At 53.3% G+C, this 17,444-nt stretch carries 19 protein-coding genes; 10 read left to right on the top strand and 9 right to left on the bottom strand.

The window, feature by feature from the left end; all coding sequences use genetic code 11:
- Window positions 1-124 precede the first annotated feature (124 nt).
- From EVJ30_RS02675 to EVJ30_RS02655, 5 genes are all read right to left on the bottom strand, one after another.
- Entirely contained in the window at window positions 125-1,186 is a 1,062-nt protein-coding gene (locus EVJ30_RS02675) for a bifunctional glycosyltransferase family 2/GtrA family protein (RefSeq protein WP_131458730.1), read from the bottom strand.
- A gap of 110 nt (window positions 1,187-1,296) precedes the next feature.
- On the bottom strand, window positions 1,297-2,286 hold the full coding sequence (locus tag EVJ30_RS02670; protein ID WP_131458729.1) for a sodium:calcium antiporter: 990 nt from the start codon (window positions 2,284-2,286) through the stop codon (window positions 1,297-1,299).
- Between the two features lie 213 nt (window positions 2,287-2,499).
- Window positions 2,500-3,348 (bottom strand): HD domain-containing protein, encoded by an 849-nt coding sequence (locus tag EVJ30_RS02665; RefSeq protein ID WP_131458728.1) that lies wholly within the window; start codon window positions 3,346-3,348, stop codon window positions 2,500-2,502.
- 115 nt (window positions 3,349-3,463) lie between these two features.
- Window positions 3,464-4,168, bottom strand: coding sequence for an SDR family NAD(P)-dependent oxidoreductase (locus EVJ30_RS02660; RefSeq protein WP_131458727.1), 705 nt, complete (start codon window positions 4,166-4,168; stop codon window positions 3,464-3,466).
- Between the two features lie 38 nt (window positions 4,169-4,206).
- Window positions 4,207-4,764 (bottom strand): glycerol-3-phosphate responsive antiterminator, encoded by a 558-nt coding sequence (locus EVJ30_RS02655; RefSeq protein WP_131458726.1) that lies wholly within the window; start codon window positions 4,762-4,764, stop codon window positions 4,207-4,209.
- 121 nt (window positions 4,765-4,885) lie between these two features.
- On the opposite strand from EVJ30_RS02655, the gene EVJ30_RS02650 reads away from it, so the two are divergent.
- From EVJ30_RS02650 to EVJ30_RS02640, 3 genes are read left to right on the top strand one after another with little or no spacing between them, the layout of a single operon-like run.
- Window positions 4,886-5,305: a GNAT family N-acetyltransferase gene (locus EVJ30_RS02650; RefSeq protein WP_070327182.1), complete on the top strand. Its 420-nt coding sequence runs from the start codon at window positions 4,886-4,888 to the stop codon at window positions 5,303-5,305.
- 37 nt (window positions 5,306-5,342) lie between these two features.
- Entirely contained in the window at window positions 5,343-6,536 is a 1,194-nt protein-coding gene (locus EVJ30_RS02645; protein WP_131458725.1) for a cation:proton antiporter, read from the top strand.
- Window positions 6,537-6,542: 6 nt separating this feature from the next.
- Window positions 6,543-6,953: an arsenate reductase ArsC gene (locus tag EVJ30_RS02640; RefSeq protein WP_131458724.1), complete on the top strand. Its 411-nt coding sequence runs from the start codon at window positions 6,543-6,545 to the stop codon at window positions 6,951-6,953.
- Between the two features lie 37 nt (window positions 6,954-6,990).
- Here EVJ30_RS02640 and EVJ30_RS02635 read toward each other — a convergent pair whose 3' ends face one another.
- Window positions 6,991-7,611 (bottom strand): DedA family protein, encoded by a 621-nt coding sequence (locus tag EVJ30_RS02635; protein ID WP_131458723.1) that lies wholly within the window; start codon window positions 7,609-7,611, stop codon window positions 6,991-6,993.
- Between the two features lie 103 nt (window positions 7,612-7,714).
- On the opposite strand from EVJ30_RS02635, the gene EVJ30_RS02630 reads away from it, so the two are divergent.
- The 7 genes from EVJ30_RS02630 (at window position 7,715) to EVJ30_RS02600 (ending at window position 14,779) form a co-directional block, all read left to right on the top strand.
- Window positions 7,715-8,272 carry a DNA-3-methyladenine glycosylase I gene (locus tag EVJ30_RS02630; protein WP_131458722.1) on the top strand — a complete coding sequence of 186 codons (558 nt, stop codon included), beginning with the start codon at window positions 7,715-7,717 and terminating at the stop codon, window positions 8,270-8,272.
- 127 nt (window positions 8,273-8,399) lie between these two features.
- Window positions 8,400-9,887: a sodium/proline symporter PutP gene (gene putP, locus EVJ30_RS02625; protein WP_131458721.1), complete on the top strand. Its 1,488-nt coding sequence runs from the start codon at window positions 8,400-8,402 to the stop codon at window positions 9,885-9,887.
- A gap of 138 nt (window positions 9,888-10,025) precedes the next feature.
- Window positions 10,026-11,162 carry a CapA family protein gene (locus tag EVJ30_RS02620; RefSeq protein WP_236634063.1) on the top strand — a complete coding sequence of 379 codons (1,137 nt, stop codon included), beginning with the start codon at window positions 10,026-10,028 and terminating at the stop codon, window positions 11,160-11,162.
- A gap of 127 nt (window positions 11,163-11,289) precedes the next feature.
- Entirely contained in the window at window positions 11,290-12,501 is a 1,212-nt protein-coding gene (locus EVJ30_RS02615) for an argininosuccinate synthase (RefSeq protein ID WP_070327175.1), read from the top strand.
- A complete protein-coding gene (argH, locus tag EVJ30_RS02610) occupies window positions 12,494-13,879 on the top strand; it encodes an argininosuccinate lyase (RefSeq protein WP_131458719.1) in 1,386 nt (461 codons plus the stop codon). The genes EVJ30_RS02615 and argH overlap by 8 nt, the downstream gene beginning before the upstream one ends.
- Before the next feature lie 110 nt (window positions 13,880-13,989).
- Window positions 13,990-14,520, top strand: coding sequence for a biotin transporter BioY (locus tag EVJ30_RS02605; protein ID WP_131458718.1), 531 nt, complete (start codon window positions 13,990-13,992; stop codon window positions 14,518-14,520).
- A 64-nt stretch (window positions 14,521-14,584) separates the two neighbouring features.
- Complete coding sequence (locus EVJ30_RS02600; RefSeq protein ID WP_131458717.1) at window positions 14,585-14,779, top strand: hypothetical protein; 195 nt, start codon at window positions 14,585-14,587, stop codon at window positions 14,777-14,779.
- 28 nt (window positions 14,780-14,807) lie between these two features.
- Here the strand turns inward: EVJ30_RS02600 and EVJ30_RS02595 are convergent, their stop codons facing one another.
- The 3 genes from EVJ30_RS02595 to EVJ30_RS02585 form a co-directional block, all read right to left on the bottom strand.
- A complete protein-coding gene (locus EVJ30_RS02595; protein WP_131458716.1) occupies window positions 14,808-15,659 on the bottom strand; it encodes a sulfite exporter TauE/SafE family protein in 852 nt (283 codons plus the stop codon).
- A gap of 68 nt (window positions 15,660-15,727) precedes the next feature.
- A complete protein-coding gene (locus tag EVJ30_RS02590; RefSeq protein WP_131458715.1) occupies window positions 15,728-16,615 on the bottom strand; it encodes an alpha/beta hydrolase in 888 nt (295 codons plus the stop codon).
- A gap of 41 nt (window positions 16,616-16,656) precedes the next feature.
- Window positions 16,657-17,439 (bottom strand): AAC(3) family N-acetyltransferase, encoded by a 783-nt coding sequence (locus EVJ30_RS02585; protein WP_201738403.1) that lies wholly within the window; start codon window positions 17,437-17,439, stop codon window positions 16,657-16,659.
- Between the last annotated feature and the right edge of the window lie 5 nt (window positions 17,440-17,444).

The following is a 17,444-nucleotide window of genomic DNA, read 5'->3' as shown; positions in this document are numbered from 1 at the left end:
CCTATCTGTTTAGTCCGAAATGCGTGAACGAACCCATAAAAATGAGAAGAGGCCACCGGGAGCGAACAAGTCGCTCCCGGTGGCCTCTTTCTTATAAATCTACTGAGTTATGTCCCAGCCTCTTTCAGCGTTTGAAGATCCATCTCTTTTGGACGTAGTAACTCAATACGAACAATCCGCTGTCGACGGCGACCTTGAGGATGACCTCGCCGTCCCGAAACACAAGGAACAACACGTAGACGAGACTCGCCGACAGCGCCATCTGCACAGCGACCAACCCAAAGTATTTCAACATCGAGCGCTTCGCTTTCGATTTGAAGACGACTTTCCGGTTGACGTAATAATTGAATAACGAAGACACGATGCGCGCCAAAACCGTCGCCACGATGACATGGACTGATTCGAACCATGGATTCAATAAGAAGATCAACAACGCGTAGACGCCGATGTCCATTAAGAATGAAGCGACTGATGATAAAGAATAGGCCAAAAACATTCGATAAATGAGAATCGAATCGATGACTGGACGAAAATGCGAGGACGCGTTCTCGTCAACGTATACCGTTTCGATCGGTGTTTGATGAATCGGTACTTGCAGTCGTTTCGTGAACGTCAACATGTTCATCTCGAACTCATAGCGGTTGCCCGGAATATCAATCAGTTGCTTGGCGTAGCGGAGCGGAATCGCCCGAAGTCCGGTCTGTGTGTCGTTCAGCCGGAGACCGCTGCCGAGCAACATAACAAATCTCGTCATTTGATTGCCGAACCGGCTCCGGAACGGAATCGCAGGCGACGAGAAATCACGACAGCCCATGATCAGATGATGCGGCCACTTCACCCCTTCATCGTACAGGTTACAGACGTCCGCCGGCAGATGTTGTCCGTCCGCATCGACGGTGATCACGCCGGTCGTCTCAGGATATGCGTCGACGATGTGACGGAGCCCGGTCTTTAGCGCTGCGCCTTTGCCGGCGTTTTGTTCATGCTCGAGCACAGCGGAGACGTCCGCCTTTACGTCATCGAACACGACGCGGCACGTATCGGCACTACCGTCGTTCACGATGATGACATGGACGAACCCTTTGTCTTTCAACTCCCGGACCAGTGTGACGAGCGCCTGGTCAGGGTTATAGGCCGGTATTAACACGACATAGTCGTCTAAACGTTCCACGGCATGCATTTGCATCGCCACCCCTCCTTCTTTCCTCTTATACCCCAGTCAGACGAAAGTGATACCGGGACAAGAAAAAAACGTGATGGCTTTGCGCCATCACGTCAAATCAACGAGCTGATGATTCATCCGGTAAAGATGAGATAGGAAGAAACGGCGTAGACAAAAACGACGAGAACCGAAGGAAGGGCGTATCTGACTTTCGATGTCACGTCTTGTCGAAGCACGCTGTACATGACCAAAATCGATAGGATCGTGATCCCGATGGCCGTGACCAAGTGTGATGCCGACACATCCGCTAAAATCGACCCGTTCTGATAAAATACGTCCGACATGGCGATGATGAGCATGTTGAAGATGTTACTCCCTAGGATCGAGCCGAACGCCAAGTTGACGTTACCGAGTTTCAAGGCGACGAATACCGCGACCGCTTCAGGCAGCGACGTCGACGCCGCAATCAAGAAACTACCGACGAAGCTTGAGCCGAGTCCTGTGACGACAGCGATCTGGTCACCCGTGATCGACAGCGCCGTCCCGGCCGCCATGATGACGAGTGCCGCGATAACGAACCCGACGCCGGCTTGTTTCACTGAAATCGTATCAGTGACACTCGCACCGACTTCTTGCTCGACTTCGCGTTCGGCCGTCGGCTCTTGAGGCCGCTTCCCGATATAGTAAATCCCAATCGCATACAAGACGGCAATTAATATCGCGTCAATGCCAATTCCTAGTACCGTATAATCAATCCGGATCAGAAGCGCGACCATCGTGACGAGCGTCAACATCAATCCGAGACTGGCCGTATATAGGTGGTCTCGACTCGCGTCATTGAACAGCCGCTTTTGACGATAAAATAGATCGAACATCGCCAAAATGAAGATGTTGAACAAGTTCGAACCGAGCATGTTCCCGATCGCGATATCTGGGTTGTTGATCAAGACGGCGGATACGCTCGTCGTCACTTCCGGAAGTGACGTCGCCCCGGCTAACAGGACCGTCCCGACGAGCATCCCGCTCATCGTCGACTTCTCACTGATGACATCAGCGTACGTCGATAATTTGATGGCAGCATACACTGTAATCGCAGCGGCCAAAATAAAGTAAATAAATACCATATAAATTTTTCTCCCCTTTTCATGAATTCAAAAAGACCTTTTTATGGACGCCAAAAAAGCATCCATAAAAAGGTCTTGCGGACTTGGTAAGAAGCTCGATGGACCGAGTGCACATGCACCGTAATGACGACCCATCGACCACGTTCGTGGTCGCTACTCCCCTTCTCATGTTCACGATGAATATAACACGTTCAAGGTCACTTGACAATCATTTCACTTCAACAACGTGATGACGTCCTCAGACCGGAGCGCGGCCCGGTAAGATAATTCGTTGATTGCTTGCAAGACGGGAATTGACAAGTCTTGTCTAAGACCGCTTGCTTGCAGTTGGTCTTTCAGCATCTCGAGCTCGACCTGTTCCGCTTCAGAGCCGTGACGATAGCCTTCCCGCATCGACTCGTTCAACTCGTAAGCAGTTTGACAAAGCGTCGACGACTCTTGGAGCCAATCGTCTTCGTGGAACCCATGCCCGATCACATCGAACAGTTTGTTCAACTTCTCGTCACGGCCTTCTTCGACACCGTAGAACAGCAAATTCAACTCGATCTCAAATTCATCGATCAAACTCGTCGTCTGACTGAAAGGTTGGAGCGCGTGGAGCAGCTCATGATAGTACCAAGACTGATCACGAAGCGGTCGCTTGAACCGTCCCCACACCTGCTTGCCTTCACGCTCAATGTCGAGTCGGATCGAGCGCAGATTATGTAACTTGTCTGCCGCTAGAAGCGCGACTTCATCATACTGGAGCGTGTGCACTTTCTGAATCGTCATCCGCTTACGTTCTTCCCACGAGTGATGCTTCCCCGGTTCCGAGACGGCTTGGACTAACCGGGCGACTTCTCGTCCGAACTCCTGTTCAATCTCCTCGGCCGTCGTCAGCGTGTCTTCTAGTAAGTCATGGAGCAGTCCGGACGCTACGACCGGAATCGGTTGTCGGTCTTCGACGAGCAACATCGAGACGGCGACCGGGTGGGTCACATACGGAATGTTCGTCCCTTTGCGAAACTGCCCGTCATGACGGACGGCCGCAAAGCGTAAAGCCTCTTCGATCAGCTGGTGCACGACGTTTCCCCCTTCAAATTTGTTTACTCACTCCTTCCTGTTATACCCATGACTAGGACTTATCACTCACATCCGCATTTAAAATATAGGGTAATGGTCCTACCGGCAGACTTCATCAAGACTCGTAAATCATTTTCTTTGTCATTCCACCATCGACGACGAGGTTATGTCCGTTCACGAAATCGTTCATCGGATCGATCAAGTACGTAACGGCACGGACGATATCTGTCGTCGTACCGACCCGGCCCGACGGATGTTGACGATGGTCGACGTCTCGCAACGGGTCGTCGGACGTATGGATCCAACCTGGGCTGATCGCGTTCACCGTGACCGGTCGAGCCGCGAGCGAGACGGCCATCGAATTGGTCAATGCGACAATCCCACCTTTTGACGCTCCGTACGCTTCCCAGTCCGGTTCGTTTTGGTGCGCACGCGTCGAAGCGAGATTGATGATGCGTCCATACTCCGCGCCTTTATTTAGCGTCAAAAATGCTTTTGAACAAGCAAACGTCCCGACAAGGTTGACATCGATGACATGTTTAAACGTCTCGACGTCCAACTCTTCGATCGGGGTCTCAAGTGACGACACGCCCCCATTATTGATGAGAATATGCGCGACACCAAAGTCTTGTCCAATCTTCTTGAAAGTGTTGGACACGTCCTCATGGTTGCCTAAATCCATCTGCATGAACGTCACATCACGAAGCAACGGGTCCTCTCCGATGTCGAGTCCGATGACGCGATAAGACTCCGCAAAATGATGCGCGAGCGCGTAACCAATCCCTTGACTGACTCCTGTAATGATCATTGTCTGTTTCATCTTCTATCCCTCCTCGACATCATTTACCCGGAATGTGCTTACTTAAGTCCTGCCGCACGCCAAAGTGCTTGATCGGACGTCGTCGCGACCGTCGCTCCGGCCGCGAGTGCTTGCTCAACTTCGTCAAGCGACGAAATCAAGCCGCCCGCGAACACCGGGATCCCCGTCTGTTCTTTGACGAGCCGGATGTACTTAGGGACGAGTCCCGGCAAGACCTCGATATAATCAGGTTGCGTCCGATTGATTAACCGATAGCTTTTTTCGAGCGAGCTCGAATCAATCAAAAATAGGCGTTGCACCGTCTTGACATGTTTTTGTTTCGCTTTTAGGATCACATTTCCTTTCGTCGAGATGATACCGTACGGTTTATACGACTGACAAATATATTCGGTCGCGAACTCGTCGGCCTTCAATCCTTGGATCAAGTCGAGATGGACGAAGACCTGCTTGCCGTGCGTCTCAAGCAACTGAAAGACCGCATCGAGACGCGATATGTGGATCTCGAGCAAGACGCCGATGGCGAATTCACTTTTTAGAAAAATTTCCACATCTCGCATATCACGAAGCGCGGGCAAAATCGATTGGTTCTCAAACATTTAGCCGCCACACCCTTTCCATTTTCTTTCATTATTCGGACAAAGGCTTTATGAAATCAAGGTTTATGAATTCAATATAGCGGGAAAACGATTACAACTTGTGTGGAGGGGGACTCATCTTATGGTAAACGAAGTCGAGGTAAGGATTGAAACACCGACACCGGAGCAACATCAACAGCTCAGGGTCAAGGCGGGAATGCCAAAGCGTTCAGACAAAGGGACAATCAAAGGACTGGCCAACACGCTATTCGGTGTGTGCTTATATAGAAACGATGAGATGGTCGGCATGGGTCGCGTCGTCGGGGACGGGGGGATGGTATTCCATCTGGCCGATATCGTCGTCGACCCGGATTGCCAAGGCCTTGGGCTCGGGAAGCTGATTATGGAACATTTGATGGACTGGATCTTGAAAGAAGCGGACGAAACGGCCATCATCAGCTTAATTGCCGATATCCCGGCCGACGGGCTGTACAAACATTTCGGTTTTGACTACTCGCGGCCGGAATCGGTCGGCATGGAATATCAGTGGAATCAAGACTAGTCGCCGCGGACGGCGACTAGTCACAAAGGGGTGACGTATGGATTTATTGAATATTATCATTTTACTCGGTTTAGGACTGACCGTCATCTCCGTTCTTAGCCTCATCTTCGAGCGATTTTTCTTCCCGAGTATATTGGCATTTATCGCGATTGGGGTCGCCGTCGGCTTCTTCTGGGATGGGAACGAAGTGTTCAAGGTCGCCGGTGAGATCGGGATCATCTTATTGTTTTTCTTGCTCGGACTGAAGTTCCCGTTAACAGAGCTCGTCAAGCGGATGAAACAAGTGTGGAAAGCAGGCGTTTTAGACATCGCGCTCGCGTTCGGTGTCACCATCGGCATCGCTTTGCTGTTCGGGCTCGATTTTTCGCAAGCTTTCTTGATCGGGGCCGTCCTTTATGCGACGAGCTCGTCCATCTCGGCCCGGTTGCTCGAACGGAACACGGACAAGCACGAAGATATTAAAGAATTCGTGCTCGCCTTGCTCATCTTTGAAGACATCTTCGCACCGCTCATCTTGACCGTCGCTCCGTTCATCATTCAAGACGAACCGATCGCTTTCTCTGACATCGGCAAAGTGTTCGTCGGTTTTCTCGTGTTCGGTGTTTTGTTATTTGTCGGCTCACGCTTCGTCACGAAACAACCGAAGATCGCGAAGCATATGCTACTTCAGGACGATGCGAGCATCGGCTTGATCGGCTTGATCTTGTTCTTCGCGGGCATCGGCATGATATTCGGATTATCGGAGATACTCGGGGCGTTCATCGCCGGAATCATGTTGGCCGGCATTCACGACGTCAGACCGTTAAAACGTCTGACCGTGCCGGTCCGCGACTTATTCTTACCGATTTTTTTCATCTCATTCGGAATCTCAATCAACCTCGAGCAAGGAGTGATCATCAACACTCTCTTCTTTGTGTTGATCGTCTGGGGCGTGCTGTCGAAGTGGATCGTCGGGCGTGTCGGCGGCAGGCTGTACGGCTTGACGCGGATTCAAGCGAACGAGGCCGGTTTCTCGCTCGCACCTCGAGGCGAATTCTCGATTCTTTTCACCGCCCTCTCGAACGGGGCCATCAACTTGTTCGTCGGGTTATACATTTTCGTTTCCGCCATCATCGGCATCGTCTTGTTCCGCTTCTCTGAAAGTTTAGCAGCGAAGATGGAGCAGACGCTCAAAAGAGTCTTGCCCGAGGAAACCGATAGAAAATCTGACCAAACCGATAAAGGAGACTGAAAACTCATGGTTGAAGTTGCATTCGTATGTATTCATAATTCATGCCGCTCTCAAATGGCAGAGGCAATCGGACGCGATGTGCTCGGAGATATCGCCCGCGTCCATTCAGCCGGCACGGAAGATTATCCGGAAGTAAAGCCGCTCGCACTCGAGGCCGTCCGGGAGATCGGTCTTGATCCGTCGGGACAACATCCGAAACGGCTTGACGAGATTCCGGACCGGCTCGACTATTTGATCACGATGGGTTGCGGGGTCGAGTGTCCGTACGTACCGACGACATATCGGGACGACTGGGGGCTCGATGACCCTTCCGGTCAGCCGATCGAAGCGTTCCGGGAGACACGTTCGCAAATCATCACGAAGATGAAGCAGTTGCGCGTACAGATTCTGAACGACCATCCTGAACTTCATCAATAAACGGGCCCTCTTAGGAGGACCCGTTTTTTAGTCGCCGTCAAAACGATGACGCTTTGTTTGACCGTTTCCGCTTCCGCCACACGACGAAAGCGATGATCGCGATGACGAGAAGCGCGTACATCACGTATGAATACACGTCGAGATAGTCTAAGATCGATTCCCAGTTCTCCCCGACCCGAATTCCGATATAAATCAGAATCGAATTCCAGATCAACGTTCCGGCCGTGCTCAACAGCAAAAATTTAAGGAACGGCATGTTCGACATACCAGCCGGCAGTGAGATCAAACTCCGAACGACCGGCATCAGCCGACCAAAAAAGACCATCCAGCCGCCATAGCGGTCAAACCACGCGTCCGCTTTTCGGACGTCATCGATATCGAGTCGAATCCACTTCCCGTGCCGTTTCGTCCACCGTTCGATCTGTTCGACGTCTAAATACACTCCAATCCCATACAACAAGACCGCTCCTAAAATGGCGCCCACTGTCGCCGCCAAGACGACGACCCAGACGATCAAATTTGTTTTGACAGCAAAGAACCCACCGAACAGCAAGACGACCTCTGACGGGATCGGCGGGAACACGTTCTCGATAAAGATCATGAACGCGATGCCGAAATAACCGTATTGTTCAATGATACTGATCATCCAATCTCGCATAAATCCATCGACCTCCAATATGACGTATTATACCCGTCCATGAACGTCGGCAATCGTTCCGACGTGCTAAAATGAATCGACAACGACAAGGAGTTGAACCGACATGGAAGAGACAACACGCTGCCCTTGGTGCGGCACAGACCCGGACTACGTTCGGTATCATGACGAGGAATGGGGCAAGCCGGTTCATGATGACAAAAAACACTTTGAATGTTTGACGCTCGAGAGCGCGCAGGCAGGGCTCAGCTGGATCACCATCTTACGGAAGCGTGAGAACTATCGGCGCGCGTATGCCGATTTCGATGTCACGCGCGTCGCCGACTATACTGATGTCGACGTCGAACGGCTGCTGTCAAACGATGGCATCGTCCGTAATCGCCGCAAGATTGAAGCGTCGATCAACAACGCCAAACGATTTCTCGAGATCCAGCACGAGTTCGGTACATTCGATGCGTACATCTGGTCGTTCGTCGACGGGAGCGTCATCAACAACGACTGGACGTCGGTCGAAGAGGTTCCGGCGACGACGGAGCTATCGCATCGCTTGAGCACAGACTTGAAACGACGCGGCTTTAAATTTCTCGGCCCGACGACCGTTTACGCCCATCTGCAAGCGACCGGTCTCGTCAACGACCATCTGATCAACTGCCCCGCTAAATGATTTTTTGTTATTTTAGTCAATGACGAAAAATAAACGTGCAGCCGATTCAATTTTGTGACAAAATCTTGTCAAGGTATAAGATATAGATTTTGAAAACGTTTTCACAACTGAATGAGGGGGCTGTTACATGAACGGGATTTTAGTTTCCATAACGATTTACATGGTGCTCATGGTCGTACTCGGCGTCGTCGCCTATCGCCGGACAGAGAGCATCGGCGACTATATGCTCGGAGGACGAGGGCTCGGTCCAGGCGTCGCCGCCTTGTCGGCCGGGGCATCTGACATGAGCGGTTGGCTACTGATGGGCTTGCCGGGCGCCATGTTCGCGACCGGCCTCTCGAGTGGGTGGATCGTCATCGGGTTGACGATCGGCGCCTACTTGAACTGGCTCCTCGTCGCCCCGCGTTTACGCACGTATTCATATTTGTCGGAGGATGCGATCACGATCCCAGACTTCTTCGAGAAGCGGTTCAAAGATTCTCGGGGCACACTGCGGACGTTCTCAGCCGCCGTCACCTTGATTTTCTTCACACTGTACGCGACGAGCGGCTTCGTGGCCGGCGGCCGGTTGTTCAACGCCGTCTTCGGCATCGAATTTGTGACGGGCGTCTTGATTTTAGCGTCGATCATCATCCTCTATACGTTCATCGGCGGGTTCCTCGCTGTCAGTTGGACGGACTTCGTCCAAGGACTGATCATGTTGTTCGCGCTCATTTTCGTCCCGGCGATCGCGATCACGGCGACCGATGGCGTCTCGAACGCGCTCCAAACGATCGGTGATATCGATTCGGCGCTGCTCGATCCGTGGACGGGCCAATCGTTCATCGGGATCGTGTCTTTATTCGCCTGGGGGCTCGGTTACTTCGGACAACCACATATCATCGTCCGCTTTATGGCCATCAAAAAATTACAAGATATTAAGACGGCCCGCCGGATCGGCATCTCGTGGATGCTCTTCACCGTCGTCGGGGCGATGGCGACCGGATTGATCGGTCTCGCCTACTACACGCAGCAAGGACTTGAGATCGACAATCCAGAAAATATTTTCATCAATCTATCAGACCTATTATTCATCGACTTGATCACGGGCGTGTTACTCGCGGCACTGCTTGCCGCCATCATGTCGACCATCTCGTCGCAGTTGCTCGTCTCGTCTAGTGCGGCGACGACCGATTTCTATCAGAAGTTTTTCCGCAAACAGGCAGGTGACCGTGAACTCGTCATGGTCGGCCGGATCACCGTCATTCTCGTCTCGGTCGTCTCGATTTGGCTCGCCTTCGGTGCCGATGATACGATCTTGAACCTCGTCGGCTACGCTTGGGCCGGTTTTGGTTCCTCGTTCGGTCCGCTCATCTTGTTCAGCTTGTTTTGGAAGCGGACGACGCGCCAAGGCGCACTCGCCGGCATGTTGACGGGCGCGTTCATCGTCATCGTCTGGAAGAACTTCGCCAGCGACTGGTTCGGGACCGTCGGTGAACTGTATGAGATGGTTCCAGCGTTCTTCTTATCGGCGCTTGCCATCTATGTCGTTAGCTTGATGACACCGCCACCGAGCACGACAATCACGAACGAGTTTGAACAGATGGAGCACATATTGAAAAAAGAAGGCATCTGAACCGCACAAAGTACCGGGATCCACTACCCCGGTACTTTTTTGTCTGTCGTGACAAAAGGAGATTTAGCGCTTTTGCCGAACTCCTCTATATACACATTCGATTTTAAACGAAAGGAAGTGACCACTCACTTGAAACGAGTGATCTTGCTAAAACAACCTGCCCTACTTTTGTCCCTCCTTTTCCTGTTCGGCTGCACCTCAGCCGATGTCGAAACTACGCAACCCGAGCAAACTGAGAATCCGCCGGTCGAGACGGAACAACCGCTTGAGACCGTGCCCGAAGAACCGGAACCGGTCGTGACGACGACGTCCATTTACGCGATCGGCGATATTTTATTGCACGACTCCGTCTACAACGCCGCCAAGAGCGGTGACGGCTATGACTTCACCCCCGCGTTTGAAAAAGTTGCGCCCGCTTTGGCCGAGGCCGACATTACCGTTGCCAACCAAGAGAGCATGATCGGCGGCAGTGACATCGGGTTGTCGAGTTACCCCGCCTTCAATAGCCCCTACGAGATCGGTGATGCGTTGCAAGAAGCAGGCATCGACCTCGTGACGACAGCGAACAATCACACGCTCGACCGCGGCGTGAAAGCGATTGAGAATTCAATCGCCTACTGGAACTCAATTGATATGCCGTATACCGGTTCGTTCTTATCCGAAGCAGATAAAGCCAACGTCCGGACGCTGACCGCGAACGACATCTCGTTTGCGTTCCTCGCCTACACGTATGGGACGAACGGTGTCGTACCGAAGCAGCCGTATCACGTCAATTACATTGACGTCGAAGCGATGAAACGAGACATCGAGGCAGCCGAACAAACCGCCGAGCTGACCGTCGTCGCACTCCACTTCGGGAATGAGTACGAGCCGCTCCCGAACGAATCGCAAGAAACACTCGTCCAACAACTGTCCGATTTTGGTGTCGATATCATCATCGGCCATCATCCGCACGTCCTGCAGCCGACGGCCTGGGTCGACGGCGCTGCAGGCAATCGAACGTTCGTCGCCTACTCACTCGGAAACTTCTTGTCTGGCCAGCAAGGCGATGAGCGGAATACGGGCGGCATCGTCGGTATCGACATCGTCAAGACGACCATCGACGGCGAATCGACGTTTGAGCTCACGAACCCGATGTTCTATCCGACGTTCACACGGCAATCGAGCGCGGGCCATTTCGAGGTCGTCCCTCTCCAGTCCGCCAAACCTGAGCTATTCAACGAGACGAGCGAGCATATGAAACAATGGATGCCAGAACTCGAGATCATTCAGTGACGAACCACTTTTCATAAGTGGTTCTTTTTTTTTTAGGAAAACCATTGCTTTCCACCCCAGCATCCTTTAATGTAAGTTGTATATTTATAAAAACAGATGAATAATTATGTATAAGGGGTGCAACGAAATGAAACAAAAACTCGTATTAGCTTATTCAGGTGGATTGGATACTTCGGTCGCCATCAAATGGTTGAACGAACAAGGGTATGACGTCATCGCTTGTTGTTTGAACGTCGGGGAAGGCAAAAATTTGGAGCATATCCAACAGAAAGCGCTCAAGGTCGGCGCCGTCAAATCAGTCGTCATCGATGCCGTTGATGAGTTCGTCAATGACTTCGCCCGTTACTCGATGCAGGCTCACACGATGTACGAAGGTGTCTATCCGCTCGTCTCCGCCTTATCACGGCCGCTCATCTCGAAAAAGCTAGTCGAGGTCGCACAAGCCGAAGGAGCCGTCGCTGTCGCTCACGGCTGTACCGGCAAAGGCAACGATCAAGTCCGGTTCGAAGTATCGATCCACGCGCTCGATCCGTCGCTCGAGATCATCGCACCGGTCCGGGAATGGAAATGGTCGCGGGAAGAAGAGATCGCCTACGCCGCCAAACACGATATCCCGATTCCGATCGTGCAAGCAGAACCGTTCTCGATCGACCAAAATATTTGGGGTCGTGCCGTCGAGTGTGGCATCCTCGAAGACCCGTGGGCCGCTCCGCCAGCAAGCGCCTATGAATTGACGGCGCCGCTCGAGGATACGCCGCATGAACCGACGTACGTCGAGATCGAATTCAAACAAGGCGTCCCGGTCGCCCTCGATGGGAAACCAGCGACGTTCACGTCGATCCTTGAACAATTGAACATCGCCGCCGGCGCCCACGGGATCGGCAAGATCGATCATATCGAGAACCGGGTCGTCGGTATCAAGTCGCGTGAAGTGTATGAGGCACCTGGGGCGATGACGTTGATCACGGCACACCACGCGCTCGAGGCGTTGACGCTCGTTCGTGAAGTCGCCCATTTCAAGCCGATCGTCGAACAAAAATTGACCGAGACGATCTATAATGGCCTGTGGTATTCACCGCTCACGAAAGCACTCCTCGCTTTCATCGATGAGACACAACAGACGGTGACCGGAACGGTGCGGATGAAACTGTTCAAAGGTCAAGCCATCGTCGACGGACGGAAGTCGCCAATCTCGCTCTATGATGAACAACTTGCCACGTACACGTCAGCCGATACGTTCGACCAACAGGCTGCCGTCGGCTTCATCAAACTTTGGGGCCTACCGACAAAAGTCCAGGCCGAAGTGTTAGCCGAGAAAGGATTGATGCCCCATGAGTAAACTATGGGGGGGACGGTTCGAGCAGACAGCGAGCGAATGGGTCGACGAGTTCGGTGCCTCGATCCATTTCGACGCCCAGCTCGTGCTAGAAGATATCGAAGGGAGCATCGCCCATGTGACGATGCTCGGGGACCAGCACATTTTAACCGCTGACGAGTCCGAACAGATCATCGGCGGTCTGAACACCCTCGCTGAGAAAGCACAAGCCGGCGAGCTGTCGTTCAGCGTGTTCCATGAAGACATCCACATGAACCTCGAGTCGTTACTTCGCGAGGAAATCGGTCCGGTCGCCGGGAAGATGCATACGGCGCGCAGTCGAAACGACCAAGTCGCGACCGACATGCACCTATATTTGAAGCGTCGCGTCGGTGAGACGATCGAAGGCATTGAAGCACTACAGACGGCGCTCTATAACCATGCGGCAAACAACGTCGAGACGATCATGCCTGGCTACACGCACTTGCAACGGGCGCAACCGGTCTCGCTCGCCCACCATTTGCTCGCTTATTTTTGGATGCTCGACCGTGACAAGGAACGCTTCAGTGACAGTTTGAAACGGATCGATATGAGTCCGCTCGGTGCCGGCGCGCTCGCCGGGACGACGTTCCCGATCGACCGCCATCGGTCGGCCGAGCTGCTCGGTTTCAGCCGGGTCTATCCGAACAGCCTCGACGCCGTCAGCGACCGTGATTTCATTTTAGAATATTTGTCGAACGCGTCACTCCTGATGATGCACTTGTCCCGGTTTTGTGAGGAACTGATTTTGTGGAGCAGCGAAGAATTTAAATTCATCACGATCTCAGACGTGTTCTCGACTGGTTCGAGCATGATGCCGCAAAAGAAAAACCCCGACATGGCCGAGCTCGTCCGCGGCAAATCGGGTCGCGTCATCGGTAACCTGATGGGTCTACTCACGATCATGAAAGGTCTGCCGCTCGCTTACAACAAGGACTTGCAAGAAGATAAGGAAGGTATGTTCGACACGGTCAAGACACTTCAAGGTAGTTTGAGCATCATGACCGGCATGATTCAAGACATGACGTTCCACGCCGAGACGATGAAACAAGCGACCGAGCGCGATTTTTCGAACGCGACCGAGCTCGCCGACTACTTGACCGCGAAAGGACTGGCGTTCCGCGAGGCCCACGAAGTGACGGGTACGCTCGTCCGCTACTGTATCGAGCAGCGCCTCTACTTGTCAGAGCTTCCTTTAGAGACGTATCAAACCCACTCCACTTTGATCGGGACTGACGTCTACGAGGCACTCTCACCGGTCACGGCCGTCAAACGCCGGAATAGCTACGGCGGGACCGGCTTCGATGCGGTACGGACGCAACTTACGGAAGCGGCCACCAAACTTCATCAACCAACGAGTTGACACGAAAGCACCTGGCCACTCATGACCAGGTGCTCATTTTATGCTTGCCAACGTAAATCACTAGATGTTAACCTATATATAGTCAACGTTAACAGAAAAGAGGTTTACATATGAAGATTCATGATTTGACACAAGTGGCCATCGGTGCCGCATTGCTGGCTAGTATCGGTTCTGTCGCCATCCCGATTGGACCCGTCCCGATCACGCTGCAAATGCTCGGCATCATGACGATCGGCGCCATTCTCGGTGCGAAAAAAGGCGGACTCGCCGTCGTCGTCTATCTACTTCTCGGAATGATCGGTCTCCCGGTGCTCAGCGGTTCCGGCGGCTTGGCCCCGTTCGTCGGCCCGACGGTCGGTTATTTGATCGCGTTCCCGCTTGCCGCTTACTTGATCGGGTGGTTGTCAGAACGATATCGCTCTTTCCCCGCCCTTATCGCCTACAACCTGTTGATCGGTCTCGGCTTCGTCTATCTCGTCGGCAGCCTCGGCCTCCAAGCCGTATTCGGTCTATCGTTTATCGATGCGCTTAAAGTGAACATCCCGTTCATCTTCGGCGACGTCATTAAAGCGGTGCTCGCCGCAGCCATCGCCGTCAAAGTCTCGGCAAATTCGCAAGTCCGACATTTACTTGCTTCGTGAGTGTTCAAACGTTTCGCCTTCTCCCTTATGTGGAACTTATATAGTATGGAAGGGGGGTGTCCTTATGAGCGATTCAACGTTTAAAAAACGCTTGATGAAAGCGACCCATCTCCATCGCTCCACAAAAGGACCAAAGCGCGGCAAAGATGAATCGCGTCATGAGAAACGCGACACAGAGGCGTTCGAACGACGACTCCGTGAAGCGAAGAGCAAAGTCGGCGAAATCCAAGAGAACATTGATCATATTTCTAGACGCTAAAACCCCGTCCACGGACGGGGTTTTGTTGTCATTTCTTTCGTCGCGGCCGGATGAACAGTGCGACGATGAACGAAAGCGCCAGGACGACGAGCAGTCCGAGAGAGATGTCATTGAAGCCGAGCAAGTTGAGGGCGACGCTGATGGCGACGGCGACGTAAAATCCGCCGAGCGCTTTCTTGACGAGCTGCGAACTGAACCGCTGCAACTGCTTCGCACCGATCGGCGAACCGATCATCGCACCGGCAATAAGCGCCAAACCGTGCCAATAGTTCGTATCGGCACCGGCGACCGCGTAATTGATCACGCCCGAGACGACGATGAGGAACGCCGCGGCGATACTCGTCCCGACGGCCCGTTTCATCTCGGTATTGAGCAGCTTGACTTGGAGCGGGGTCAACACGAACCCGCCGCTAACGCCCATGAGTGACGAGATGAATCCGCCGAACAGACCGATAAAACCGAGTCGTGGCAAAGATTCCGATCCGATACTTCCCTCCTCATGTTGCTTCGAACGGAAAAACGAGACGGCGAAGTATGTGAGTAGCGCGATGTAGGCGAGCGAGATGACCGGCTTCGCACCGTCGAGCGTCTCTAAGTAAAAGACGAGCGGCGTCGCCACCCACGTCCCGACAACCCCGAACGCCCCAATCAAGAGGGCGTGTTTTGGATTGACGTTCTTCAGTTTGAGATGTGAAATCGTACCCGCCGTCGTCGATCCGAGCGTCAGCATCAAGCTGAGCGCGATGGCCGCACTCGCTTCATATCCGAAGACGAGTAAGAGCGGCGTGAGTAAGATCCCGCCCCCGATGCCGAAGAATCCGCTCAAAATCCCGATGAGCGTTCCGAGCAGTAAAAATGATAATAACGCAGTGACATCCATATAGAACCCTTCTTTCATTCATTCTCGTTAGCAATCATATCAAAAAGGAGCGCAAGATGCGCCCCCACTCATAACGACCGCTCTAAAAAATCGAACAGTTTCTGACGGTACTCGGTTTGGAACGACCGGTTCGACGCCACGTGCCCGTCATTGTCGGTCACCCATAGCTCGATCCCGTCGTTTCGCTCGGCCAACTGCTCACTTTCTGACACCGGGATGGCATCGTCGCCTTTCCCATGAATGAGCAGGATCGGGGCCTCGATTTGAGCGACATCTTCAATCGGGCGAACCAAATCGGCGTCCAGCCCCGTGAACCACGGGGTCACCGTCATGATGACCGGTGTGAACGGTACGTTCGGCAAATCGCTCCATATCGGCAGATTCGTCTCGAGATAACCGCGAAGATCGCTGAACGGACTGTCGGCGATGACGGCCGCGACATCCATCTCATCGGCTGTCGCGAGTGCCGTCGCCGCTCCCATCGATACGCCGTATAGGACGATCGGTCCATCCGTCCGCTCATTCGCAAAATCGATGGCGGCCATCAGGTCCGTCTGTTCTTTCGCCCCGACCGTCACGCGGTCTCCTTCCGAGATGCCCGAGCCACGAAAATCAAACGTCAAAAACTGGTAGCCTTGCTCATGGAACTCAGGGATGAGTTCTTTCAGCGGCAAGTCGGACTGCTCGCGGTTTTTCCCATAACCATGGGCGAAGACGATCGTTGCCCGTGGCGTCGGATGAGGGATCCACCAACCGTACAGGTCACTGTCATCCTCTGCCTGGATCGTCACGTTCTCATATTTGATGCCGAGCGCCTTTGGCGTGAACGTCAGCGTCTCCCGCACCGGCGACGTCAATTGGTCGCCGATATGGGCCGAGATGCCGACGACGGCCAACATGGCGACGGTCACCACGACACTTACCGCAATTCCTATATATTTTCCCCATCGACTCATCGCCCGACTCTCCCTCATCTTCAAAATATTGCCCGATCGTTTCATCGGAGCCAGCTCCGTAACGCGATCAAGGCGTGTTGCACCGGCTCCCATGTCGACGCCGGGATCAAGTAACACGTTGCTTCATGGATCACGAACGTCTTGACGTCCGCCCGCTTGACGATGTTCTCCCCGATGGCACCGAACGGGTCGCTGTTGACGTCCGTATGTTCAAACGTCTTCCACACCCGCTCGCCATTCTCGTATACGGCGCAACCGAACTGCTTCACCGGTCCGTCGATCCCATATTCGGCATAATGCCATAACGTCGTCGCGTCGAGCGGCGACCCGAGATGGAGGATACGAGCGTCTCGTTCGACCATTTTTTCGATCGGTGACCCTGGTCCGAATCCGATATCGGTCGTGTGATTCGCGACCAGTTGCCCGGCGTCACGACCCCAGGCCGCGACCGACCACATCGGATGCTCGCTCCGGTGTACGTCCGGATACGTCCGGAACAGCTCAGGGACGCGGCCCATGCCGCGAGTCGCCGTCTTCCGTTGATCATAAGCAGGCATCTCGGCTCGGATTTCGTCCCACCACTCGCTTGGGACGGGCGGCGCTTCCCATTCAGCCGGGTCCGAGTTATCCCCGCTTTGAGTCGCCATCATGATGAGCCCGGTCGGCCCGACGACGTCTTGTAACGCTTCGATCACCGCCTCCGGTCCGCCGCAAACCCACCCGAGCTTGGATAACGAGCTGTGGACAAATAATGAATCTCCTGTCTGAATGCCCACTGCACGCAACTGGTCAGCCAAACTTGAACTTGTTACCATATGTTTCATCGGTT

The sequence above is a fragment of the Exiguobacterium sp. SH5S13 genome, assembly GCF_004337085.1.
GTDB classification, from domain to species: domain Bacteria; phylum Bacillota; class Bacilli; order Exiguobacteriales; family Exiguobacteriaceae; genus Exiguobacterium; species Exiguobacterium aurantiacum_A.
The sequence above is the reverse complement of the archived record's forward strand: the minus strand, read 5'-3'. Positions and strand labels throughout refer to the sequence as shown.